21 protein-coding genes and 1 pseudogene are annotated in these 23,312 nt (G+C 40.9%); 8 read left to right on the forward strand and 14 right to left on the reverse strand.

Annotated elements, in window-relative coordinates:
• Positions 1 to 38 precede the first annotated feature (38 nt).
• The 3 genes from EAE90_RS10285 to EAE90_RS10295 all read left to right on the forward strand — a co-directional run bounded on the left by EAE90_RS10285 (position 39) and on the right by EAE90_RS10295 (position 1,671).
• Complete coding sequence (locus EAE90_RS10285; RefSeq protein ID WP_214053410.1) at positions 39 to 239, forward strand: hypothetical protein; 201 nt, start codon at positions 39 to 41, stop codon at positions 237 to 239.
• Positions 232 to 387 (forward strand): hypothetical protein, encoded by a 156-nt coding sequence (locus tag EAE90_RS10290; protein ID WP_214053411.1) that lies wholly within the window; start codon positions 232 to 234, stop codon positions 385 to 387. Before EAE90_RS10285 ends, EAE90_RS10290 begins: the two co-directional genes overlap by 8 nt.
• A gap of 108 nt (positions 388 to 495) precedes the next feature.
• The gene (locus EAE90_RS10295) at positions 496 to 1,671 is read left to right on the forward strand and encodes an alpha/beta hydrolase (RefSeq protein WP_214053412.1); all 1,176 of its coding nucleotides are present in this window, start codon (positions 496 to 498) and stop codon (positions 1,669 to 1,671) included.
• Between the two features lie 11 nt (positions 1,672 to 1,682).
• Here EAE90_RS10295 and EAE90_RS10300 read toward each other — a convergent pair whose 3' ends face one another.
• The 9 genes from EAE90_RS10300 to EAE90_RS10340 form a co-directional block, all read right to left on the reverse strand.
• Entirely contained in the window at positions 1,683 to 1,913 is a 231-nt protein-coding gene (locus EAE90_RS10300; RefSeq protein WP_214053413.1) for a phosphopantetheine-binding protein, read from the reverse strand.
• A gap of 34 nt (positions 1,914 to 1,947) precedes the next feature.
• Entirely contained in the window at positions 1,948 to 3,177 is a 1,230-nt protein-coding gene (locus EAE90_RS10305; protein ID WP_246550593.1) for an ABC transporter permease, read from the reverse strand.
• A complete protein-coding gene (locus EAE90_RS10310; protein WP_214053414.1) occupies positions 3,174 to 3,839 on the reverse strand; it encodes an ABC transporter ATP-binding protein in 666 nt (221 codons plus the stop codon). Before EAE90_RS10310 ends, EAE90_RS10305 begins: the two co-directional genes overlap by 4 nt.
• A 1-nt stretch (position 3,840) precedes the next feature.
• Entirely contained in the window at positions 3,841 to 4,977 is a 1,137-nt protein-coding gene (locus tag EAE90_RS10315; protein ID WP_214053415.1) for an efflux RND transporter periplasmic adaptor subunit, read from the reverse strand.
• A gap of 24 nt (positions 4,978 to 5,001) precedes the next feature.
• Positions 5,002 to 9,393: a condensation domain-containing protein gene (locus EAE90_RS10320; RefSeq protein WP_214053416.1), complete on the reverse strand. Its 4,392-nt coding sequence runs from the start codon at positions 9,391 to 9,393 to the stop codon at positions 5,002 to 5,004.
• A gap of 17 nt (positions 9,394 to 9,410) precedes the next feature.
• Positions 9,411 to 9,905: a hypothetical protein gene (locus EAE90_RS10325; RefSeq protein WP_214053417.1), complete on the reverse strand. Its 495-nt coding sequence runs from the start codon at positions 9,903 to 9,905 to the stop codon at positions 9,411 to 9,413.
• Positions 9,902 to 10,912, reverse strand: a complete 1,011-nt coding sequence (locus EAE90_RS10330; protein ID WP_214053418.1) for a hypothetical protein — start codon at positions 10,910 to 10,912, stop codon at positions 9,902 to 9,904. Before EAE90_RS10330 ends, EAE90_RS10325 begins: the two co-directional genes overlap by 4 nt.
• A 523-nt stretch (positions 10,913 to 11,435) precedes the next feature.
• Complete coding sequence (locus EAE90_RS10335) at positions 11,436 to 12,440, reverse strand: hypothetical protein (RefSeq protein ID WP_214053419.1); 1,005 nt, start codon at positions 12,438 to 12,440, stop codon at positions 11,436 to 11,438.
• 4 nt (positions 12,441 to 12,444) lie between these two features.
• Positions 12,445 to 13,509, reverse strand: coding sequence for a radical SAM protein (locus EAE90_RS10340; RefSeq protein ID WP_214053420.1), 1,065 nt, complete (start codon positions 13,507 to 13,509; stop codon positions 12,445 to 12,447).
• Positions 13,510 to 13,762: 253 nt separating this feature from the next.
• Between EAE90_RS10340 and EAE90_RS10345 the strand changes: the two genes are divergently transcribed.
• From EAE90_RS10345 to EAE90_RS10365, 5 genes and pseudogenes are all read left to right on the forward strand, one after another.
• Entirely contained in the window at positions 13,763 to 15,382 is a 1,620-nt protein-coding gene (locus tag EAE90_RS10345; RefSeq protein ID WP_214053421.1) for a (2,3-dihydroxybenzoyl)adenylate synthase, read from the forward strand.
• 18 nt (positions 15,383 to 15,400) lie between these two features.
• Positions 15,401 to 16,021, forward strand: a pseudogene (locus tag EAE90_RS10350) (isochorismatase family protein); the annotation flags it as partial.
• Between the two features lie 70 nt (positions 16,022 to 16,091).
• Positions 16,092 to 16,862 (forward strand): 2,3-dihydro-2,3-dihydroxybenzoate dehydrogenase, encoded by a 771-nt coding sequence (dhbA, locus tag EAE90_RS10355; RefSeq protein ID WP_214053423.1) that lies wholly within the window; start codon positions 16,092 to 16,094, stop codon positions 16,860 to 16,862.
• 211 nt (positions 16,863 to 17,073) lie between these two features.
• On the forward strand, positions 17,074 to 17,526 hold the full coding sequence (locus tag EAE90_RS10360) for a DUF441 domain-containing protein (protein ID WP_214053424.1): 453 nt from the start codon (positions 17,074 to 17,076) through the stop codon (positions 17,524 to 17,526).
• 5 nt (positions 17,527 to 17,531) lie between these two features.
• Positions 17,532 to 19,583: a tRNA(Met) cytidine acetyltransferase TmcA gene (locus EAE90_RS10365; RefSeq protein WP_214053425.1), complete on the forward strand. Its 2,052-nt coding sequence runs from the start codon at positions 17,532 to 17,534 to the stop codon at positions 19,581 to 19,583.
• On the opposite strand, the gene EAE90_RS10370 is transcribed toward EAE90_RS10365, so the two are convergent.
• The 5 genes from EAE90_RS10370 to EAE90_RS10390 form a co-directional block, all read right to left on the reverse strand.
• Entirely contained in the window at positions 19,534 to 19,722 is a 189-nt protein-coding gene (locus EAE90_RS10370) for a YpfN family protein (RefSeq protein WP_214053426.1), read from the reverse strand. The two genes, EAE90_RS10365 and EAE90_RS10370, sit on opposite strands and share 50 nt — an antisense overlap.
• Positions 19,722 to 20,384, reverse strand: coding sequence for a M15 family metallopeptidase (locus EAE90_RS10375; RefSeq protein WP_214053468.1), 663 nt, complete (start codon positions 20,382 to 20,384; stop codon positions 19,722 to 19,724). The genes EAE90_RS10370 and EAE90_RS10375 overlap by 1 nt, the downstream gene beginning before the upstream one ends.
• Positions 20,385 to 20,395: 11 nt before the next feature.
• Positions 20,396 to 21,523: a succinyl-diaminopimelate desuccinylase gene (gene dapE / locus EAE90_RS10380; protein ID WP_214053427.1), complete on the reverse strand. Its 1,128-nt coding sequence runs from the start codon at positions 21,521 to 21,523 to the stop codon at positions 20,396 to 20,398.
• Position 21,524: 1 nt separating this feature from the next.
• Positions 21,525 to 21,908 carry an ArsC family reductase gene (locus EAE90_RS10385; RefSeq protein ID WP_214053469.1) on the reverse strand — a complete coding sequence of 128 codons (384 nt, stop codon included), beginning with the start codon at positions 21,906 to 21,908 and terminating at the stop codon, positions 21,525 to 21,527.
• Positions 21,909 to 22,119: 211 nt separating this feature from the next.
• On the reverse strand, positions 22,120 to 22,755 hold the full coding sequence (locus EAE90_RS10390; protein ID WP_011146941.1) for a response regulator: 636 nt from the start codon (positions 22,753 to 22,755) through the stop codon (positions 22,120 to 22,122).
• Between the last annotated feature and the right edge of the window lie 557 nt (positions 22,756 to 23,312).

Below are 23,312 nucleotides of genomic sequence, written 5' to 3' on the forward strand. Positions count from 1 at the left end.
CACTTTGCTATATTGTAAATATGAAAAGAGAGGTTATTATGGTAAAAACCGCTGATTATCCACAAATGAAAAATTGTGCTTGGTATTTGGCTAAGGATATTGAGTTAACTGATCGTGATGCGCTTGCATTTTACGAACGCAATTGGAAATATATCGGAGAAGATAAGCTTGAACCGAAAGAGTGTCAGCTGATTGAACGACTTATCCATGAGCAGGGGAATGGTTTTTTGAATGTCTAATTTTCGTCTTGAGCATCATAATCGAGATTTCCTTCAGGAAAAGGTTGATATCGTACGCCAATCTGTAAAAGAGGGTAATGGTGTTGAACATAGCGACGCAAAAGCGATTTTTGCGGCTCGAAGAGAACAGGTTAAGGCTCGTAAGTGAACGTGATTTGGATATCTCAGGCGCCATCGACTAGTTTATGAGAACTGTCTGGATTTTAGCTTTAGTGCATACATCACGGTTGTGGCCGTAGGAAGTTGAGTAATTACAATGCTTATTAAGAACTTAATTGCCACATTGGAAGGTGAAATACAGATATTAATAACCACATTGCTTAATGAGCAATGGGAAGCAGCCAGGGAATTAATGAATGAATCATTGCGTATGGCTGCTGATGATTTAGCTTTAACTGTATTAGCAGACAGTTTGTGTAACTCAGATATCGATATTATTTATCACCAGCAAGGTGCTTGTCATCTGCGGCTAAATACTCTCAATGGAAAGTTCAATCTTTATATTGGGATTAAAGATCGGCAAATTAATTCTCTCACGTTATCTCGATGCCCAATACCTGATGCGTATGCAAAACAGGGTATTTTTATCGAAAAAACGTTAAAGACGTTTGGCCTTAGAGATGTCCCGGATGGTTTGGTCTGTTTGCCATCACCACATAATGATGCCAAAGCACTTGTACTATTGCTTGCGGGTTCTGGTCCGCATTCGATGGATTATGATGTCGGGCCTAATCCATTGTTTCGTATGTTGGCACATGAATTAAGTCAATATGGAATTGCGAGTGTACGTTTTGACAAACGCTATTATCGTATCCGGCAGAGAAATATGGACCCTGAGGTTGTCGATCTCAATACGGAAATTGTTGACGATGCTTGTAATATTCTGACTAGTTTAATGGGACATATTGAATTTCACGATGTGCCAGTATTTCTGGTTGGGCACAGTTTCGGCGGATATGTCAGCCCATTAATTGCAAAGAACTTACAGCAAAAATCGGGTTTAAATGTCACGGGCATTGCGATGTTGGCGGCGCCTTTCCGTAATTTACTCCGGGTGATTTTATCCCAATTACCCAATGGGAAAGAGCAAGATACGATATCTCTTGCGAGCTTTTTGTCAGTGCCGGATAGTTATCTCAAACAGATTGAGAATTATCATGCATTTGGCTGCTTAAACAGCTTGCCTGCAATGCCGTTATTTTTTGCTCAGGGCGATCAGGATTTCCAGATTTTGCATGATGTTGATTTCACGATGTGGAAAACTGCGCTGCAAAATAATAGGCAGGCAGAGTTTAAGCTCTACACTGGATTGAATCATATTTTATTGCCCACAATGGGGTGCGATGGTGGAGAGGATTATCTGCAACCAGGTCAGATCCCGGCGCAGGTAATTGCAGATTTGGCCGCATGGATCATCCACCATTCGTCATGAAATAGACAGCGCTATTCATCTTTTGCGAGCAGTTTGATCCAATCGTTGATTGTCGGCCAGCGGGCTAAATCTGCAAAGTTGATTGGATATCCCGCATCATTTAGCCGATCAACCAACATCAGCATTTTTACCGAATCGAAACCAATATCGAAAAGGTTTTCATCCTTCGGTATTGTCTCTGCTTCCGGGTGAAGCGCTTTGATTTCTCGATGTAAAATTTCATAGATAAGCTGATTTTTCATTGTGTCTCCAAAAAGTTTTATGAAACGAAACAAGCTACAATTCTCTAATGCCTTCGATTGGTGCTGATGCGGCTGCGCGATGTGATGGATATACACCAAACACGACGGTGATAAAGCAGGCTGCGAGGGAAGCGAGTAAAAAGGAATAGAAAGAGAAGCCAACCGCAATATCAAATAGTAATAAAATTCTGAAACCGATAAATGAGAATAACAGCCCTAATAGTGTTCCCAATAGTGAAATCAAAAATGCTTCGGTAAGAAACTGGTAAAAAATGTCGGAATAACTGGCTCCTACGGCAAGCCGTATACCAATCTCTCTTCTACGTTCTCTGACACTGATGAGAATGGTATTCATGACACTGACACCTGCAACAAAGAGGGTCACTGATGATATCGACAATAGGAAAAGGTTAATTTTTGATTGGGTTTCATGCAACGTTTTCAACAATTCCGTGGTGTTGCGTATCTCATAGTTTTGTTGATGTTTAAACCGTGACAACCGTTGTTCAACAGCGTATTTAACCGGCTCAATATGAGAGGCATCTTTGGCTTTCAACACCATGCCGCTAGGCGGCGTATGACCGAACAGCCGTACCAGATAGCTGTTGCTTGGCAAAAATGCGGCATCATCGACGCCGGCATCCATACCTTCGCCTTTCTGAGCTAAGATACCAATAACTTGCATCGAGATGTCGTTAATCTTGATGCGTTGCTCAAACGCGGTTTCTTTTTGTGGAAAAAGTCGTTCGGCCAGAGATGCCCCCAAAACAACGACATTTGCCAGAGCAGCATTTTCTTGTGGTGTATAAAAACGTCCACGATCAATCACCAAATTACGGATAACCGCGATATCTGCATTGGCGCCAATCAATTGAACATCAGCAGAGCCTTGTGGAGAAACTATTGTTCCTGACGCAGTATAAAATAGAGTGCTGTGGCTGATATGTGGATTACTTGAAAGTGACGTTATATCCTCTTGTGTTAGATAGTTATCATGGGAATCAAAAGCGCCGTTTTCCTGTCCCTTGTATTTTACTGAAATGATATTACTTCCCATTGAAGAGACCATCTTAACAATATGATGCTTGGTTTCTGTGCCAATTGCTTGCATGATCACAATCGAAGCTACCCCGATGGCAATGCATAATAGAGTCAGGAAGACTCGTGTTTTATGTGCGGTAAGAGAGCGTATTGCCATCTTGAGGTTGAACAGGATAACCGTCGAATAAACATTGAATTTTAGGGTTATATTATTCATGCTCATTGAGTCACCAGACAGCCATTATCTAAATATAGTTTGCGTTTGGCATATTTGGCGACAGTTTGATCATGTGTTACCAGGATGATACCGCATCCATTATGATGTAATTCAGTAAAAAGTTGCATGAGATTGGTCGCATTAACAGTATCTAACGCGCCGGTAGGTTCATCAGCAATAATAAACTTTGGATTATTGATCAAGGCACGAGCGACAGCAACCCGTTGCTGTTCTCCTCCTGACAGATGGCGCGGGTATTTATCTAATAAATTGTTAAGCTGGAGGCGTTCGATTAAGTAATGGAAATGTTCTCTGTCATAATCGAAGTTTCTTTTTAAGTAATACATGGGCATCAAGATATTTTCATCAATGCGGTAATTTTCCAGAAGATTATAATTCTGAAAAACAAAACCAAAATATTTTCGCCGTAAAAGCGCCAATGAGTGAATCTTTTGCTGAGTCACAGTAAGATCATTAATAATATATTCTCCTGCACTGGCGATATCCAAAAGTCCTATTATATTCAATAAGGTACTTTTCCCTGATCCAGAGCGACCAAGAATAGCAACATAATCATTCTGGTCTATGGTTAAACAAATATCTTTCAGGATGAGATGCTGTTTACTCTCATTGCCGTAGGTTTTGCAGATATTATTTAGCGTTATCATTCTACCCCCCAAGATTATCTTGTTTGGCAAGTACAACGATCTGCTCGTTATTCTGCAATCCACTGACAACGACTGAACGTCTTCCGTCATTATGACCGATCAGCAATTTTCTTACTACGATATCTCCATCTTTCATCTCACGTAAAAAATAGGTGGTTAGATCATCGTTCAAAGGTTGATGCCGTTTATTATTCAGTATGTCGCTAGGTATGGTCACTACTCCGGTGCTTTCGTGGGTTACAATAGTGACATCCGCACTCATACTCGGTTTGAGCAGGAAATTATCATTAGGGACATCAAAGAGCACCGTATAATAAACGGCATTATTAATGAGATCGGGTTTATACATAATCTTCTTAACATTGCCGTGCCATATATGTTGATTTGCCCCATAGATTTTGAAGGAGGCTTTTTGCCCCGTCATGATTTGGTTAATATCTGCTTCGGAAACTTTTGCATAAACCGTCATATTTTTGAGGTCGGCAATTTGCATGAGAACCGGTGTTTGTTGATTGACATTTAGTGTCTGCCCTGGGTCGACATGGATTGCAGTCACTACACCGGCAATGGGGGAATAGATTTGGGTATAACTGAGGCTGACTTCTTCACTATGTAAAATATGTTCATTCTGTCTGATATCTGCTTTGAGGCTTTCAATTCTTGCCTGGCTTTTTTTGACGCCAAAAGCAGCCTCATCCAGCAGTTGCTGACTGGTTGCGGAGCGTAGGTTAAGCTCTCTTTGGCGTTTTTCCGTGATGACCAGTAGTTGATAGGCGTATTGTTCTTCCTGCAACATGGCCCGTAATTTTTCTAGCCGCGCTCGGCTAGCCTCAACTTTAGTGCGATAAAAAGTATCGTCAATGCTGGCGACTAGTTTACCGGCTTCAACGATATCCCCGACCTCAACATATAATTTGGTTAACTGGCCTGAGATTTGGCTGCCGACATTGACCTGTCTGGTTGGTTGTATAACACCGGCAGCACTTACCGTCGTAATAACGTCACCTAACGTTCCGGTGACAATTTGTTCCGTCATAGCCGCAGATGTTTTTTTGGGGCTAAAGTTGTTATAAAGCACGGCAAGAAAAACGATCATAACGATGGTGATAACAACCCATTTCTTTTTTTTGACCAGCACAATCAGTATCCATTTTAATATTTGTTATCGTTCCGTATCGCCAGGCATTAGCTCATGCTGAGTGCCTATGCAATCCAATAAATTAATCAAAAACAGCCCCATGTCGCTGATGATATCTTCAGAGAAAATATCATCATCGTAGAGCCATTCCAGCCCTATTCCGGTTGGCAAATTGATCAGTTCGAGCGCAATATCTCCTTTAGGTTTGAGCCCCTTGATTTTTTCCTTGGTGCAACGGGTTTCACCAAGATATAAACCAGTTTCAAACCCTATTTGGGAAGAAAAATAATAAGTAACCTCTGGCAATTGCATACTGTGGTGGTGATGAAGGTGTTGTTTTAAATATGCCAATGAGATATTGGAATGAGTATTCGCGTCTGCCAGAAAATCGCGGACATACTTGGATACATTAATCAATGAAGTTTCCGCAGTAACGTAGGGCAGCAGTAGTGTTGTTGCGAAGCTGCCGACACTGTTAAACGATATGGGAGGAACGCGGTTGGCACAAGGAATACCGACGATAATCTCATCTTTATTGAGTAATGAATTAATGGTTATCAGAAATGCGCCAATCACAATATGTTCCAGAGTTACCGCATGTTTTTTCTGCGTGCTGGATAGTGCGGCAATTAATTTAGGAGACAACGACATTGAATAACGTCGGCCCCGGCTCCTCTGATGAGCTTCTGATATATCATTACGCTGCCCGTCAACCGAAAGTACATTGAACAATTTTTCTGTCCAAAAATTTAATGTTTCGTCTGACATGCGTTGATTAATGACATTAATGCCTGCTTCCGTAGCAGCTTCAATCTTTGGTACAGTATCTGCATAAGCGGAAGATAATTTTTGCAACACATGAGCAATCGACATTCCGTCACAAAATGCATGGTGGAAATTTAATAAAAGGTAGTGCTTATGTTCTGCTATTTTTAATAATTTAAAATATACCGGTGGATTATCTTGCAATGCCATCGGCTTAAATGCCATATCATTTAAGATCTTTCGTAATGAAATTTCAATATTGATGCCGGTAGCATGAGTTAAATCGATATATTCGAAAGGAAGATTCTCTTCGGTAGCCGGTGAGAAGGTTAAAGAGAGTTGCCCGTCTATTATGGTGACTCTTTGGCAGAGGGCAGGGAAATATTGCATAGTATACAGCAAAGCGTAACGTAATTTCTTTAAATCAATTTCTCCGGCCAGATGATAATATAGTGGGATATTATGAGCGCCGGATCGATTAGAGATAGTATCGATAATCCAATAATATTGGTCGTGTTGCTCTGTCAGGCAGGTACTATTTTTATCGGTTACAACCGATATTTTCCCTTGTTGAAGGACAGATTGTAATAGATAACCTAATCTAGGGGCGTGGTAAAAATCTTCCAGGTGGAGAGAGCAATTAAAGCGTTGCTGGATCTTATTAATTAACAATAATGCTTTAAGCGAAGTACCGCCTGCGTCAAAGAAATTAGTCTCTTCATCAATAACGCTATCGCTATCACCAAAAACTTCTCGCCATAGAGTAAAAAATATTTCTCGTTTTTCCCCTTTAATCTGAGAAATATTATCTTCTTTATTCAGCCCCGATACTGAAGAAGCATTGTTGGATGATGCTAATTCGACAATAAAAGGTACCTGCAATTTTGGATAACATCCACGTAAGAATGAGACAATTTCGTGACGTGTGATTGGATACGAACCATCAGGTATAAATATATTAATATATTGGTACCCAGTTTCATTTTCTTTTATCGTTAAATGAATGTCATCAATATTAATCGCCGCTGTAAGTAATTTTTGCATTTCATCCAGATCGACACGTTTCCCGTCAATTTTACGCTCTTTATCCAGGCGGCCAATGAAATTTAAATTCCCTTGGTCATCGTAAAATCCACGATCTCCCGTTAAATAATAGATTTCTCCATCGTTCAACGGTAAGAATTTACGTGAAGTTGACTGATTATCGTTAATATATCCGCTACAGATAGAATCGCCACGAATACATATTTCTCCACTACTGCCATTAATGATCTTGTCAGTTCCATATTCCCGAATAACGATAGTAGTATTTGCTAGCGCTTTGCCAATGATATTACCGGGTTGGAATTTATCATCTATTTTGTGACTGCTAGCCACAACGCAACATTCTGTTGGGCCGTAAGAATTAATCAGAGAAATGCCACATCCTACTTTTTCCAACCAATGATGAATAGCTTTATCCATTGCCAGATCGCCACCGATAATTGTCATTCTAATCGAAGGGGCGAGTTCTTTAATGGCTGCATGTAGGAAAAAGACAATTTGATGCCAATAATTGGTAGGAAAGTTAATTATAGTGACTGATTGTGCATGGCAAAATGAAAACAGTGTATCAAGCTCAACAATCATATGATCGTTGGCAATGGCTAATGTGGCTCCTTGATAAAAACAGCCAAACACCTCTTCAATATAAGCATCGAAAACCGGTGTGCTGAAATTGAGAATAACGTCATCTTGTTTAATGCCGTACTGTTCTGTCATTGCAGCCAAATAAGCGTAAAGCCCTTTAAATGTTATTGGTACCGCTTTTGGTACGCCAGTAGTGCCTGATGTAAAAAAGATATAGGCTTCGTCCTCTTGAGTTGCGGGACGTTTTATATCATTCCCCAGGAATATCTCGGAAGGATGGGTTTCTATATCTTCAATAAAGAGAAGATGCGTATTATTGACACCGTTTATTCTTTCATGATATTGACGGCTAGTAATTAATAAAGAAATATTCAGTCCATCTAATATGCTATTAATTTCCTCTTGTCCAAATGTTATATTGATTGGGACAAAACATAATCCCGCAGTATGGATTGATAATATAGATAATAAGGAATCTACCCCTCTGGGTAATAATACCGCTACCCTTCGGTTTTGTAGTGGACAGGATAGTAGCAGTTGACTGAAAGTTAATAGTTTGTGATAAAGTTCACGGTAGTTAAGGTACTGTACATCGCTTATTTTTGCTTGGTTGCCATAAATGACTGATTTTTTATCCGGCGATATTTCAACGATTTGTGCTATTCTGGAAATAATATTTTCTTTGATCGGGTGATGAGCAATAATATTTTCTGGGTTCCACAGGATAGACGTAATATTATCCCTTGGTTCAATTTCTTTATATTTTCCCCAATATGTCGCGATCGTTTCATTAATATTTTCTGCAATAGTGCTATAAATACGTAAATAATCTTCAATCAGAGCATGAGCGGCAAAATGACTATACAGCCGGCTCCCTACATCCAATTCAACTAATGCTGACTTCTCATTAGGAGAAAACCGGATGTTAATACCATAATTATTGACCGCGCCGGAAGTCATACAACCGCGAATAGCGCGATTATCTTTCATAAGATCATGTTCAAGTTCATGTAGCAAATTAACATAGGGTGCGGCAGTGAATTGATCTGCTCGACTGATTGCTTCATCGTTTAAATCGTTTATATCAATACGGCTATGCTTGCTATGCAGACTAATTTGCGACTGCATTGCTACCAGGATCTGTTTTATGGTGGCCTGTGGAGCCAAAGAAACCATAAGAGGTAAAGTGTTCATTGCCGGGCGATAGTAGCAGTATTCTCCTTTATCGCGTCGGTTAGAGAAAGGTAAATTGATGATACTTGTTGATACGCGACCTCGTTTGCTCATTTGCAGACATAATGCCAACATCATCATTAACTTATCATTAAAGGTAAAACTATTGTTGTTTGCGGTGAGCAGTCGGCTTACTTTAATTGCTTTTGAGGGAAATAGACGTTTACGGGCATAATCCTCTAATTTGGGCAATTGGTTGAGGTAATTATTCCAATACTCTTTGTTGTTGGCATAATGCGCGTTTGCTTTATATTTAACATCGTTAAGGTAAGCCTGATAGGTAAAAACAGGCGCTGATGTTGGGTGGAATGTTTGTCGTTCATAGTAAGATAAAACATCGTGAATCAACTGACCTATGCCCCAATAATCTGTGGCGATATGGTGAGCGATGATTCCCCAAAAACAGCACCCAACATCATTAAAGTAAAGATAATGCCTTATCGTCACCCCTTTTTCAGGCGCTAGCGGTTGAGTTGTTCTCTTGGCAAAATCAGCTTTTGCCGCTGGTTCTACTGCTGGATCTGACAGTTTTATTGGTATAACTTCGACCGGCGTAGCGCTCTTTTCCTGAAAAATATTGTGCTCGGCAATACGGTAACGTAAGGAAAAACCATCATTGAATTGATGAATGGTGATAATGGCCTGCTTCAATCTTGCCAGGCTAATATTATCACTGAAGCTGACGAATTCACCGACATTAAAGACAGATTTATCGTCAGCAACAGTATTAGCGATAGCTAAGCGGAGCTGTGTATAATTCAACGGCCAATAGTTGTCACTGTATTCCATTATCTTGTGGCTCCACGCTATATTTTATCTTGCAACTCGCCCTTTATTTTTTCAAAAATAGATTCATCTATGCATAATCCAATATTACCTTCTGAGTTAAAGCAAATCAGAGGGCGTTTGCTTACACGTAGAATGAAATATTTATTTTTTCCCTTGTGATAGTACCCAGACGAATAATGGATAATATGTATACCATTGCTTCGACTAAAATCTTCCAGGGAAACACCTTCTTCCCGGCGTAATGAGGAAATAACCCATTCGTGTGAATATACCCCGGACTTCATCAATAGTTTCTCTTCCTTGACTACGGCTTTATTTGATAACAGTTGATAGCCTACAAATAAGGCAATGATGACAAAGAGAGTCGTTGCAATACTTGCTGCTAACTTATTGGGATTGCTGTTACTGAGCCAGTATGGTACAGGCAGAAAAACTAAAGCGATCAGGACGAGCATAGCGACATTCATTAATATGACTTTGAAGTCTGGATTTAATCCCACGATATTATTCATGCTGCTGCCATTCCTAAAGATAATTCGGTAAAGAGATGAATCACTTCTTTGCGTTCTTCACGTGTTGCGGGCAGATTGATATAACCACACTTTTGCGCCGCAAACAGACAAGCGGTGATTTCCCTTCTGACAGCCTCTTTAACCAGCGTATCCACCATTTCTTGGTTGTTATAAAGTCTGGCAAGATGAAGAGAAGCCATGCCGGTTGAAAGATCGCTATGATCAATTTTGGGTAAATAATTTGCCATACATACAGTCACCGCTGTTTGTACCGCCAGGCTTAAGTAGGCTACTACGTTAACTGCCGCCGCCGCATTCACTGCTGCGACAACTCGGGTGCCGACAGCCACGTTGACCGCAGCGACTACATTGGCCCCTACCGCAAGGCGAGCGATTTCAATGCTGTTGTCATCTTCATGGTTTAAGGGTTCCAGAATTTCCTTCAGCCGGATAAGAGGAGGACTGCCTGTATCTTGGAGCTGATAGGATTCGATGTTTTCTTTAAAATGTGCGAACAGGCTGGCATCTTGATTGAGGTGGTGATTGATTCGGCTCCTCAGACTTGAGCCCCTTTCGTTTAAGCCATAGGTTTTTAGGTGAGAGAAGAGGGCTTCATAGTCGTTGGTTTTTACCGCATTCATTAAGTCTTTATCATAAGTGATGAATAGCAGTAACTCCTCCGCGGAACCTGGACTAACGATATCTTTGTCTATGCCAAATTCAGCTAACACTTTTTCCGGTGACTCCCGGTATTCTAATGCTAGATTGGGTTGCTGTTGTAGGGTTTCCCAGAATCGGTTATAGGTGATGATCTCTTCCCAAACTTCAACTGGAAGTTTGGCGTTTGACATTGATAGCCTTAGCTTATTTTCTTCAACCTCTCCAGGGGAGAGTAATGAACGTGGCACACCAAACAGGCGGTTGCTATCAGTGCTAGCATTAACGGTGGGTATGACACTGCCAATAGCTGTGCCGGCAGCCACGCCAATAAATGTACGTCTTTTCATAATTCGTTCCTTTATAAGTTAACGGAATTCTTTTTTTATTGAACGTTATATAAGATAAGATGTAACCTTTCCTTATTAAGTTTCTTTATTACTGAGATAATTTCATGAAATAATTATTTAACTGATATTTCTTACCTGCGATATTCATTGTGAGTATATATTATGATGACCATAACAGGATTTGGGTATCGCTCCTAATACTCAATGGAAAAACATAGAGTAACTTATCCTCCGCTAGATTAAAGGTTAGACGATACTAACTATTAGCTGGATGGTGGCATTTTGCAATAGCTTAGTTGATTAAATTTATATTTTGAGCGTTTAGACTAAATATATTTTGCGACAGAGGGTACTTATTTAGAGTCCGATCACAAAATAGTAAGTAAAAATATTCCTAAAGAAGAATAAAGCCTTTTCTTGATTACCACCTCATTCAATAAAAATTTGCTAGCCGGAAAAGAGTTATTTTGGCGATATTTGTTAGTAATAACGTTAAAATTTAGATTCGATCCTGTTGTATTTTTCATACTGGTATCGTTTTTAGAGATAATTCAGTAAGAAGTTGCATGACTTCTTTGCGCGCTTCACGGGTCGTTGGCAGATTAATATAACCACATTTTTGTGCGGCAAACAGACACGCAGTGATTTCTCTCTGGATTGTTTCTTTGACCAGTGTATCTACCATTTCTTGGTTATTATAGATTCTGGCAAGGTGAATGGAGGCAGTATTGGCGGAAATATCATTATAATTAATTTGAGGCTGATACTGCGCCACACATTTTCCAGAGACCGAGACCGCTGTCAATATTAAGACATGTGCTATCACACTGGTTGTTGTTGATACATTGACTGTAGTAGAGGTGTGTGCGGTAACTACGGCCGCCATGTTAATGCTGGCAACGACGCTCGCTCCTACCACAAGGCTAGTATCGTCTTCGCTGTTCAAAGGCTCCAAAATTTCTTTTAACCTGAGAAGCGGGGGAATATCCGATTCTTTGAACTTATCTGGTGCAATGTATTCTTTAAAATGTGCGATCAGATTGGCATCTTGACTAAGGTAGTGATTAATTCGCTTTTTCAGGCTTGATTTCCTTCTATGCAAGCCGTAACTCTTTAGTCGGGCAAATAATTCTTCATAGTCGTTGGTTTTTACCGCATTCATTAACTCCTTGTCATAAGTGATGAATAACAGCAATTCCTCTGCGGAGCCAGGGCTAACAATCTCTTTATCTATACCAAATTCAGCCTGCACTTTTTCCGGTGATTCTCGATATGCTAATGCCAAAGCGGGTTGCTGTTTTATGGTTTCCCAAAATCGGTTGTAGGTAATAAGCTCTTCCCAAACTTCAGTGGGGAGTTTGGCGTTTGACATTGATAGCCTAAGCCTATTTTCTTCGACTTTTCCCTCAGAGAGTAATGAACGGGGCACGCCGAAGAGGCGGTTACTATCAGAGCGGGCGTTAACGGTCGGTATGATATTGCCAATAGCTGCTCCCGCCGCTATGCCAATGAATGTACGTCGTTTCACCAGTTTATTCCTCAGTTAAGTTAACGGCATTTTTTTCTGCTGAGTAGTAGATGAGATCCAGCCTTTCTTTAGCGTTAAATTTCTTCATCACGGGAATGATTTCTTTGTGATAATTATCTAACAGATTCCGGCGTGTTCCTTCGTCTTTATGCAAATGAGCACAGGCTTGGCAGGGGTGAACGATTTTTTCCAGATTAATGTTGCTATCTAGCGGGCGATATTTTTTTAAGATCTTGTATGGTCCTTCCGTCCTTAACCATACTTTCATAAAATCTTCTTCCTGACCTTTAAAAAGTTGAGATACATCGCCTCCTTGCAAACGGCCAAGTTTCATTTCGGGGATATGCTCTAATGTCAGTCCACAACAGGCGGAAATTTCACCGTGTGGTGTCAGTACAATATTTTCAAAGACTTGATCGCACCCTTTTGCCAGTTGCTGATCCCGGTTTGGAATATCTTTTCGTTCTTCGCTGGTGTCATAGAACGGCATCCATGTATTTCGTTGTAAATTGATCTTGTTTTGTTCTTTCAGGCGCTTAATGACCGGGTTCTGTGTGATTTGCGTTGCAATGGCAGAATCAACGGTATCCTGTTCTACTGTAATCAGTGTTGTAATGTTTTGTTCGGCCAATGCTTCTGCTGCTGTAACTACGCTGTCAAGGGGAACCCATTCACTGTGATCTTTCCCTGTGCTGATGTTCATCTCTGTGATGCCCGCATTTATTAAATCTTGGGCGATTTTTTGCGCCTTTTCTCTATTTTTTCCCCAATAACCGTTAGTCACGCAACGAGTTAATAAGCCATGATCTGAGGCAAAGCGAATGGCTTCAATCAGATCTTTACCTAGCAGGAAACATTCCCCACCACTGAAGACGACTAGCTTTAGCCCTGGAAAATTCGCTTTTGAGTGTGTAATAAATTGTTTAATGTCGTCCAGGCTTAAACGCGCTTTTACCGAGGGGTTACATTCAAAACAACATTCTTTGCAAGCTGCATTGCAAGTATATGTTGTGATCACGGTGGCAGTATTCGGATATTGTTCCCAATACCCAGGAGGAAAGCATGACATAATTTACCCCTGTTGGATTAAAGGTTATACATTACTAACTATTAGCAGTATGATTTTATTTTGCAATATATTTAGTTAATTAAATTTGTATTTTGAGCGTTTGCACTAGGTATGATTTGTTACGAAATTCATTTATTTAGAAGCGGCTCACAAAATAGAGTTCGAAATATTTCTGGTTAAGGATAAAGTAAATATGTATAAACAGTAATCGACTATTGCTAACATATTGAATATTATTATAAGGAATAAAATCATGTCTATTGAATTTACACCTTGGCCGGTTGAATTAGCAGAACGTTATCGTGAAAAGGGTTATTGGCTTGGTAAGTCCTTAACTGACATACTTTATAAGCAATGTCAGATACAACCTGAATCAATTGCTATTATCTGTGGTAATCGTAAATTTAGTTACCATCAACTTGATCAACAATCTTCTGCATTAGCTACAAATTTGACTTTAGCGGGAATAAAAAGAGGTGATACTGCCATCGTGCAATTACCAAATATAGCTGAATTTTATATTACATTTTTTGCGCTACTGAAAATGGGTGTAGTACCTATTAATGCATTATTTAGCCATAATAAATTAGAGTTACTTGCTTATGTACAGCAAATTGATCCAAGTCTAATTATTCTTTCGTCAGAACATTCACTTTTGCAGAATGATGATTTCCTGGAACAATTAAAAACAGATTGTCCACGGCTGAAAAATATCGTCGTTGATGGCCGTAAAATACAATATACCAATGAATTAAAGCCGTGGTTGGAGTCAACAAATTTACCTTTGAATTTTGAGGTGGCACGTTCAGATGAAGTGGCTTTTTTTCAACTTTCAGGTGGGAGTACAGGGACGCCTAAATTAATTCCAAGGACCCATGACGATTACTATTATAGCGTTAGACGCAGTGCTGAAATTTGTGAGTTGACACAACAAACCCGTTATCTTTGTGCTTTGCCGGCGCAACACAATTATCCGTTGAGTTCTCCGGGAGCGCTTGGCGTATTTTACGCTGGTGGTTGTGTCATATTAGCAACAGATCCTGGGCCTGCGACCTGTTTTCCACTAATACGTGAACATCAAGTCACAATGACCTCATTGGTGCCATCGGCTGTTGCGTTATGGATTCAGGCGATTAGGAAATACGAATATTCACTGGAAAGTCTTCGGTTATTACAGGTCAGTGGAGCAAAGTTAAGTGAAAGTGTAGCGCGAGTGATACCGGGACTTTTTTCATGTAAGTTGCAACAGATTTTTGGTATGGCCGAAGGGTTGGTATGTTATACCCGGCTTAATGATGATGATGAACGTATATTTACCACTCAGGGACGCCCAATGAGTGAGGATGATGAGGTGCGTATCGTTGATGATAACGGCAATATACAAGCACCAGGTTCGACGGGTATGTTAATTGTTCGTGGGCCATATACATTACGGGGATATTATAAAAGCCCAGAACACAATGCGAAGGTATTCGATAAAGAAGGTTTTTATTATACCGGTGATTTAGCCTATATGACTAAAGAGGGTGATGTATGTGTTGTCGGACGTGAGAAAGATCAAATTAATCGTGGTGGTGAAAAAATTGCTGCGGAAGAAATTGAATCTTTGCTACTTAAACATGAAGGTGTTATCCATAGCGCTTTAGTTTCAATGCCTGATCCTTTGATGGGGGAAAAAAGCTGTGCTTTTATTGTGGTGGCTGATCCGAATATAAACGCATTGCAACTACGAAAATATTTAAGGGGACTAGGACTTGCTGAATATAAATTACCTGATCGTTTCGAGATGATTGATGTTATGCCGGTTACACCGGTTGGAAAGATTAATAAACGATTATTAAGACAACTCATTCGAGATAAATTAGAAAATTAATGACATGGAGGTATTAAGATGACCATTCCATCATTGAAAAATTATAGGCTGCCTCAGCCGAAAGATTTTCCAGATAATAAAGTATCTTGGTTATTCGAACCTCATAAGGCAATTTTACTTATTCACGATATGCAGGACTATTTCTTGCGATTTTTTGGTAATAATAGTCCTTTAGTTAATAAATTAATTGAAAATATTCATTTTTTGAAACTATTTTGTAGAGAACAAGAGATTCCTATTATATATACGGCACAACCTAAAGTACAAAGTGATGAAGAGCGCGCATTACTTAATGATATATGGGGGGCAGGCTTGAATAGATCACCCCATTTACAGAATATCAGCCGTGCTTTGGCCCCTAATAACGATGATATTGTGATAGCTAAGTGGCGTTATAGTGCATTTCAGCGCTCTTCGTTAGAAAGAAATATAAAGGACTTAGGGAGAGAACAATTAATTATTTGCGGGGTGTATGGACATATTGGTTGCATGATTACTGCGGTTGACGCATTCATGAGAGATATCAAGCCTTTTTTAGTGGGTGATGCGATAGCGGATTTTTCGCTTGAAGATCACCTCATGGCTTTAAAATATGTCGCTGAAAATTCAGGAATGGTTGTGAGTACTAAAGAAATAATTTCATCGATAAATTTCGATAAATCGAATTTATAAAAAGTACATAATAAATCATTATTAAATGAGAAATAAAATGAGAAATAAACAAAATTTACAAATGGATTTTAGCCATAAAACCGTCTGGGTAACTGGAGCGGCTCGTGGCATTGGTGAACAAATTGCCCGTGATTTTACCGCGCTTGGCGCTAATGTAATCGGTTTCGATCGCGTATTTGAGCAAGATAATCTGCCTTATAAATGTATACAACTCGATATCAGTGATCCAGAAAAGGTCGAAATGATTTGTTCCCAACAACTGTCTGGCTCAGCCGAATTAGATATTTTGGTTAATGCTGCCGGGATATTACAATTGGGAAATATTGATGAGCTAAATATTAGTGACTGGCATCGTTGTATTAATGTTAATGCTTCTGGGGCTTTTTATCTATTTCGTAACGTGACTCCCCATTTTAAGCGTCAGCGCAGTGGCGCTATTATCAGTGTCAGTTCTAATGCGGCACATGTTCCACGTATGCAAATGGCGGCTTATTGTGCATCAAAATCAGCACTGACAAGTTTAACGCATTGTGTTGGGTTAGAACTCGCGCCGTTTGGTGTACGTTGTAATGTTGTATCGCCGGGTTCGACGGATACACTCATGCAGCGCTCTATGTGGAAAACCGATGATGATGAAAAAAATACGATTAATGGGTATCCTGAGCGATATAAATTGGGTATTCCTCTAGGTAAGATTGCAAGCGTTAATGAAATTTCACATACCGTACTGTTCTTGTCTTCTGATTTGGCAAGCCATATAACGCTACAAGATATTGTGGTTGATGGTGGTGCGACGTTAGCTTGTTAATTGTTTGAATTAATACGAAAATACCCGTCATTTTTGTCACATTAAGGAAAAATTGCCCTAGCCTGATGGAATTAGGCTGTTATACCCTATGGATTTCAAGATGCATCGCGGCGGCAAGGGAGCGAATCCCCAGGAGCATGGATAACTATGTGACGTGCAGCCAACAAAGAGGCAACTTGAAAGATGACGGGTATATAGGGTATTGAAATCTATGAGTCATCTCGATCCTACTTTACTGGTGCTGCTAGTATTGGCAGCACTCGGTATCATCAGCCACAACATGACCGTCACGCTTGCAATGCTGCTTTTGTTGATTATCCGCATAACGCCACTGAATCATTTTTTCCCGTGGGTGGAAAAATATGGGTTGACTATCGGTGTGCTTATTTTGACCGTGGGAGTCATGGCGCCTATCGCCAGTGGAAAAATTACGGTACAAGCTGTCCTCAATTCATTTATGAATTGGAAATCGTTACTCGCGATAGTGATAGGTGTATTAGTGTCATGGTTGGGGAGTCGGGGTGTTTCACTCATGTCTAATCAGCCATCAACAGTTGCTGGTTTGTTGGTGGGGACGGTATTGGGTGTAGCTTTGTTTAAAGGTGTTCCTGTGGGGCCGCTGATTGCTGCGGGGATTTTGTCATTGTTGATTGGTAAATCATAGCCGTTATGTTGCCAGAACAATTGAGTGTGATACAGGCGGAAATGCAGCAGCAAGGGTTACGCCGTTTGCTGGTGTTGAGTGGAGATTATCATTGGTGCTATTCACAGGCTAATGAGTTACAGCAGAAATTTACCGGTGATTGGTTATGGATCTCTTATCGTAAACAGAACGCCGTGCTGCCAGAAAAGGCGGTCAGTTTATTAGGTCGGGAATATCTGCACGGAATATTTGACGCTACCGAAGGTTTTAATGCGGAAGCACTGGCGATATTAGCAGGCACATTGAAAGCTGGAAGTTGGTTGGTGATGATGGTTCCAACTTGGCGCCAATGGCGTTATCAACCGGATAAGGATAGCGCACGTTGGAATGAACAGTTAGATGCCATTCCAACGCCGCATTTTGTTCAGCACATTCAGCAGCAAATTGTTAGCGATCCCCAAGTTTTGCTATGGCGGCAAAATGATCCCTTATGCATCCCTGAATTTCCACAGTACAGCGCGTGGCAACTGCCTGATGGCAATCCGACTGCCAGCCAACATGCCATTTTGGTGCGACTTTTGCGGGCAAATCGGGGGGGATGGGTTATCACTGCTCCAAGAGGGCGAGGTAAATCGACACTTGCAGGTATGTTAATGCAGCAATGGCAAGGAAATTGCTGGTTAACTGCTCCGGCGAAGGCGACAACAGAAGTTATCAGATGCTATGCGGGGGAAAAGGGAAAATTCTGGGCCGTAGATAATTTGCTCAAATATTGTAGACAAAATAGTGTGTCAGATATTGATTGGTTGCTTATCGATGAAGCCGCTGCTATTCCAATGCCTCAATTATCTGAGTTGATCAGCTATTTTCCCCGAATATTGTTAACCACAACGGTACAGGGATATGAAGGTACCGGGCGCGGTTTTTTACTTAAATTTTGTGTTGGGCTTCCTGATAGTCACATTCTGAATCTGACGACTCCTGTGCGTTGGGCTGAAAATGATCCGCTGGAAAACTGGTTGGAAAACGCCTTACTGTTTGAGGATGCAACTCCTGTCGATAATTTCGATCAGGCGATCAGTTATCACCTCTATCACCAGCAACAATGGGTTAAACAGCCTGAATTGCTGAGGCAGTTTTACGGCATATTAACCAGCGCTCACTACAAAACTTCACCTTTGGATTTACGGCGTTTACTTGATGCCAAAGGGATGCAATTTGTTGCCGCTCTTGGCAATAATGCCTTGATGGGGGCTTTATGGATGGTTGAAGAAGGCGGATTGTCGCTTGAGTTAGCCCATGAAATATGGGCAGGCAGGCGTCGTCCAAGGGGAAATTTGGTTGCGCAATCGTTAGCTGCCCATAGCGGTTTACCACAGGCGGCGGTTTTGAAATCTCAACGGATCAGCCGGGTTGCTGTACAGGCTAATCATCGCAGACAGGGTATTGCTCAGGGAATGATCGCGTATCAACGGGAAAGGGCAGAAAAACAAGGCGTGGATTTTATTTCTGTCAGTTTTGGTTATACCGCGGAGCTCTGGGCATTGTGGCAGAAATGTGGTTTCCAATTAGTGCGAATGGGAACTCATCTGGAAGCCAGCAGCGGTTGCTATACGGCAATGGCTATTTTTCCTCTGAGTGAACAGGGGGTTGTTCTGGGGATTCAAGCTCAGCAACAGCTTGCTCGTGATGCACATTGGCTAGAATCCCAGATTGGATTCAGCTTGCCTGTTGATTACCAGACTGACCACCATCTCAATCAGTATGATTGGCAGGAACTGTCAGGTTTTGCATTTGCTCACCGGCCATTTTCCGCTTCATTACCCGCTTTGCAACGATTGTTGCTGAACAGCGATTTGCCGTTGATTGCGCTGAGAAATCATCTCCTGCAGGAAATGAGTGTTGAACAATGTATCACCGTATTGAAGTTGAGTGGCTATAAAGCGTTAATGCAACTCTGGCGGCAAGAAACCGCACAGGCATTGTCACGTCTCGATAAGAGACTTGCCAGAGACTGGCAAGAGTGGACTACGGCTTTTTCTGTGGCCAATCATCTTCATCATCCCACTTGCTATTAAGATCCCGATGAGGAGGCAATTCCGGTTTATTGTCCAGAAACTTTTTTACATCCAGGCGGCGCAACTCTTTAATGGCATTGAGAAGAATGCCAACCAACAAAATTAAAATAACCCACCAGTAATCAGCTAACCATTGCATTAGGTTGTCTCCTGCGCAACATGGAGGTAATTTTCAAATATATAAGGTAAGTTAGCCGATAACCAGTTAATGCCTGCGATGTCATGCTGTTGCCATACATCCAGTAACATTTGTTGAGTTAGCAATTTTTCCAATTGCTTGGCTAATGGTTGGTAGCTGATATGCCACGGTTCATAAGCGATGCCGCTATTGTCACCGACAAAGGGACGGTAAAAACCGAAATGGGCCATATTCTCGGTTAACCAGTGAGTTAGTGGTTCGAAATAACCGCCATTTTCATATTCCCAGGGTTCGAGTAATAGCTTCTGGTTATCCGGCAGCATTGTTGGATCATAGATATCCAGATCTGTTCCCCAGTGATGACGGCTGCCACCGGGCAGGGCAGACCAACGAAGAATGGCCTTACAGCGTTCTCCTTCTGATAACTGGGTGATATCTATTGGTTGGCTGTTTTCATCCAACACAGGGCGTTCAGCACGAAATTTTCCGTTCCAGATAGCTTGCTGACGTTGAAAATCACGGAATGTGCTGGCGGGTTGCAGATTAATTCCGGCCTTTTCAGCGGCTTGTTGCATGGCAAGAAAAGCATTGGCGGCTTCTGGTTGTAATCGGTGATTGCCGGAGAGAGAAATCAAGTGACCAGTCGCCAGGCCGGTTAACATATTTGCTGTGATCACTGGATTAGCTGCTCCATAACACGTTGATAAATCCGGCTGAGTTGTTGCAGATCGGCGGCGCTAACGGACTCATTAACTTTATGAATTGTTGAGTTTAGTGGCCCCAGTTCGACAACTTGAGCGCCCATTTGAGCGATAAATCGGCCATCGGAGGTACCACCGCTGGTAGATAATTCAGGTTGGTAGCCACAATATTGGTCTATTGCCTGTATGACAGCATTGACTAACTCACCTTTGGCGGTCAGGAAAGGCTGGCCTGACAGTATCCACTCAATCGTATAATTCAGGTGGTGATTTTTTAGGATAGTTTCAACTTGTTCACGAATTTGGCTATCAGTCAGTTCTGTACTGAAACGGAAATTGAATTGAACTTGCACATTCCCAGGGATCACATTATGGCTGCCTGTTCCTGCGTGAATATTGGCAATTTGCATACTGGTGGCCGGGAAAAATTCGTTTCCTTCATCCCAGTGCGTATTGACCAGTGTCTGCAAAGCAGGAAGGACACGGTGGATTGGGTTATCAGCTAAATGCGGATAGGCAACGTGGCCTTGAATACCGTGGACGGTGAGATTTGCAGTCAGGGAACCGCGACGGCCATTTTTCACCATATCGCCGAGGCGATGCTGGCTAGAAGGTTCACCGATCAGGCAATAATCCAATTGTTCATTGCGGGACATCAGAGCTTCAACCACTTTGACGGTGCCGTGGGTGGCTTTCGCTTCTTCGTCTGAAGTAATAAGAAAGGCCAGACGACCATTATGGTTAGGATTGGCGGCAACGAAACGTTCAGCAGCGACAATCATGGCAGCTAACGAGCCTTTCATATCTGCCGCTCCCCGGCCATATAACATGCCATTACGGATAGTTGGCTCAAATGGGGGATGTTCCCACTGAGATTCATCGCCCGCCGGGACGACATCAGTGTGTCCGGCAAAGGCTAACGTCGGGCCTGTGCCGCGATAGGCCCAAAAATTGTTTGTATCGCCAAAGGGCATCCGTTCAACGGTAAAGCCAATTGCTTGCAAGTGGGCGATCATAATATCTTGGCAACCTCTATCATCCGGGCTGACAGAGGGCTGCTTGATGAGTTGTTGTGCAAGTTCAATTACAGGACAAGTCATTTCAAAGTGCCTCAGCAAAAAATTGCTGATATTCATCCACTTTATAACCTAATAGGCAATCACCTTTTGCAGAAATTAATAGTGGACGTTTGATAATAGCGGGTTGTTCCAACATCAACGCTTTTGCTGCGTCAGCATTATTAATTGTCGCTCGTTGTTGATCGGTCAGTTTACGCCAAGTTGTACCGCGAGTGTTAATCAATGATTCCCAACCGAGTTTGTCAATAAATGACTGCAAAAGTGCTGCACTTAATCCATCAACACGATAATCATGAAATAGGTAAGCAATTTCCTGTTCTTCCAGCCAACGACGGGCTTTTTTTATCGTGTCACAATTCTTAATCCCATAGAGAGTAAAAGCGGGTTGAGAAGATTTATCCAACATCATTTAACAGATCCTTAAAGAAAATTTAAATACCTAAACATAATGCTGGAAAATGCTAGTTTTATCCAGATGATATCCTGATTTTTATTACCGGAGATATCAAAGCAGGAGACTCAATTTTGTTGGCTGGTTTCATAGGGAGTATTTGCTACATAACAACGATAAGAGCCGATCCCCGGTAATAAGCTCAAGGATCGGCTCGGGAGAAGTATTAGGCTACTCCATTTTTCCTATGTTGCAAATACATGATGGTTGCAGCCAGGCGGGAACGTACGTTCAGTTTTTTTAACAAGTTTCTGATGTGTACCTTCACTGTCTCTTCAGAAATAAAGAGGACATCAGCAACTTCCTTATTAGTCATGCCACTGGAAACTTCTTTTAATACATCTAACTCACGTTTGGTCAATTCAGATAAAGGATCAACATGTTTATGACGGTTAGCAAGATGTTGGTATATTTTTTCGCTAAATACAGTTTGTCCACGAGCAGCGTGGCGAATACTGCTTAATAACGAATCTAAATCGCTGTCTTTAAGTAAGTAGCCATTAGCTCCGGCGTCAATAGCGGCGTAAACATCATTTCGATCATCTGAAACGGATAATACCAGTACATAGGAATTGATCCCTTTTCTACGGATAGATTTAATTGTATCCACGCCTGAAAGACCATTCATATTGAGATCTATCATAATGACATCAGGTTTCAGCTTGCATGCAATATTTATTGCTTCTTCACCATTGTCAGCTTCTGCTGTCACGGTAAGTGCCCGATCGAGCTCTACAATCTGTTTCAAGCCATGGCGAATGAGAGGGTGGTCATCAACTATCATCACTGAATGGTTATACATTTTCCTTCTCCCTTAATAAGTAAAGCCACGAAATGCAGACTTTGAATTTGATTAAAAGGCAGTAATGAATGGGTCTGCCATAAATTAAATTGCTATGAAAAAATTTTATCAAAACCGATTGATTTACAGAATTGATAGCTCTGTAAGTCCAGAAAGCACATCCTGATATAAAAATATAAATAGCGCAAATTAGTTTGATAAGTAAAAAAAGAAGATGAGTAATTTTCACAAAAAACACATAACTTTCGCTCTTAAAATAATGTTAAAAATCAATATATTAAATTTGTGATTATTAGATTTGTTTTCTTTTATAAAATTTATTTTAATTGAATTTATATTGAGAGTTTTTTCATGTGATAATTATTATAGTTATTATAACCTAAGTGATATTATATAAATGGTAATGTTTCTATATTTATTTTCCTGTATAAAGTAGGGGCATTAGTGAATAAATTGAGTAGTATTTTTTATGAGCAAAAAAGTGCTACTTTATTGATAAGGTGCTGTCAATGTTATGATTTGACACGCAGTACCCATTATACTGCTCCTGCTCTTAC

The sequence above is a fragment of the Photorhabdus caribbeanensis genome, assembly GCF_018448885.1.
Taxonomy (GTDB): domain Bacteria; phylum Pseudomonadota; class Gammaproteobacteria; order Enterobacterales; family Enterobacteriaceae; genus Photorhabdus; species Photorhabdus caribbeanensis.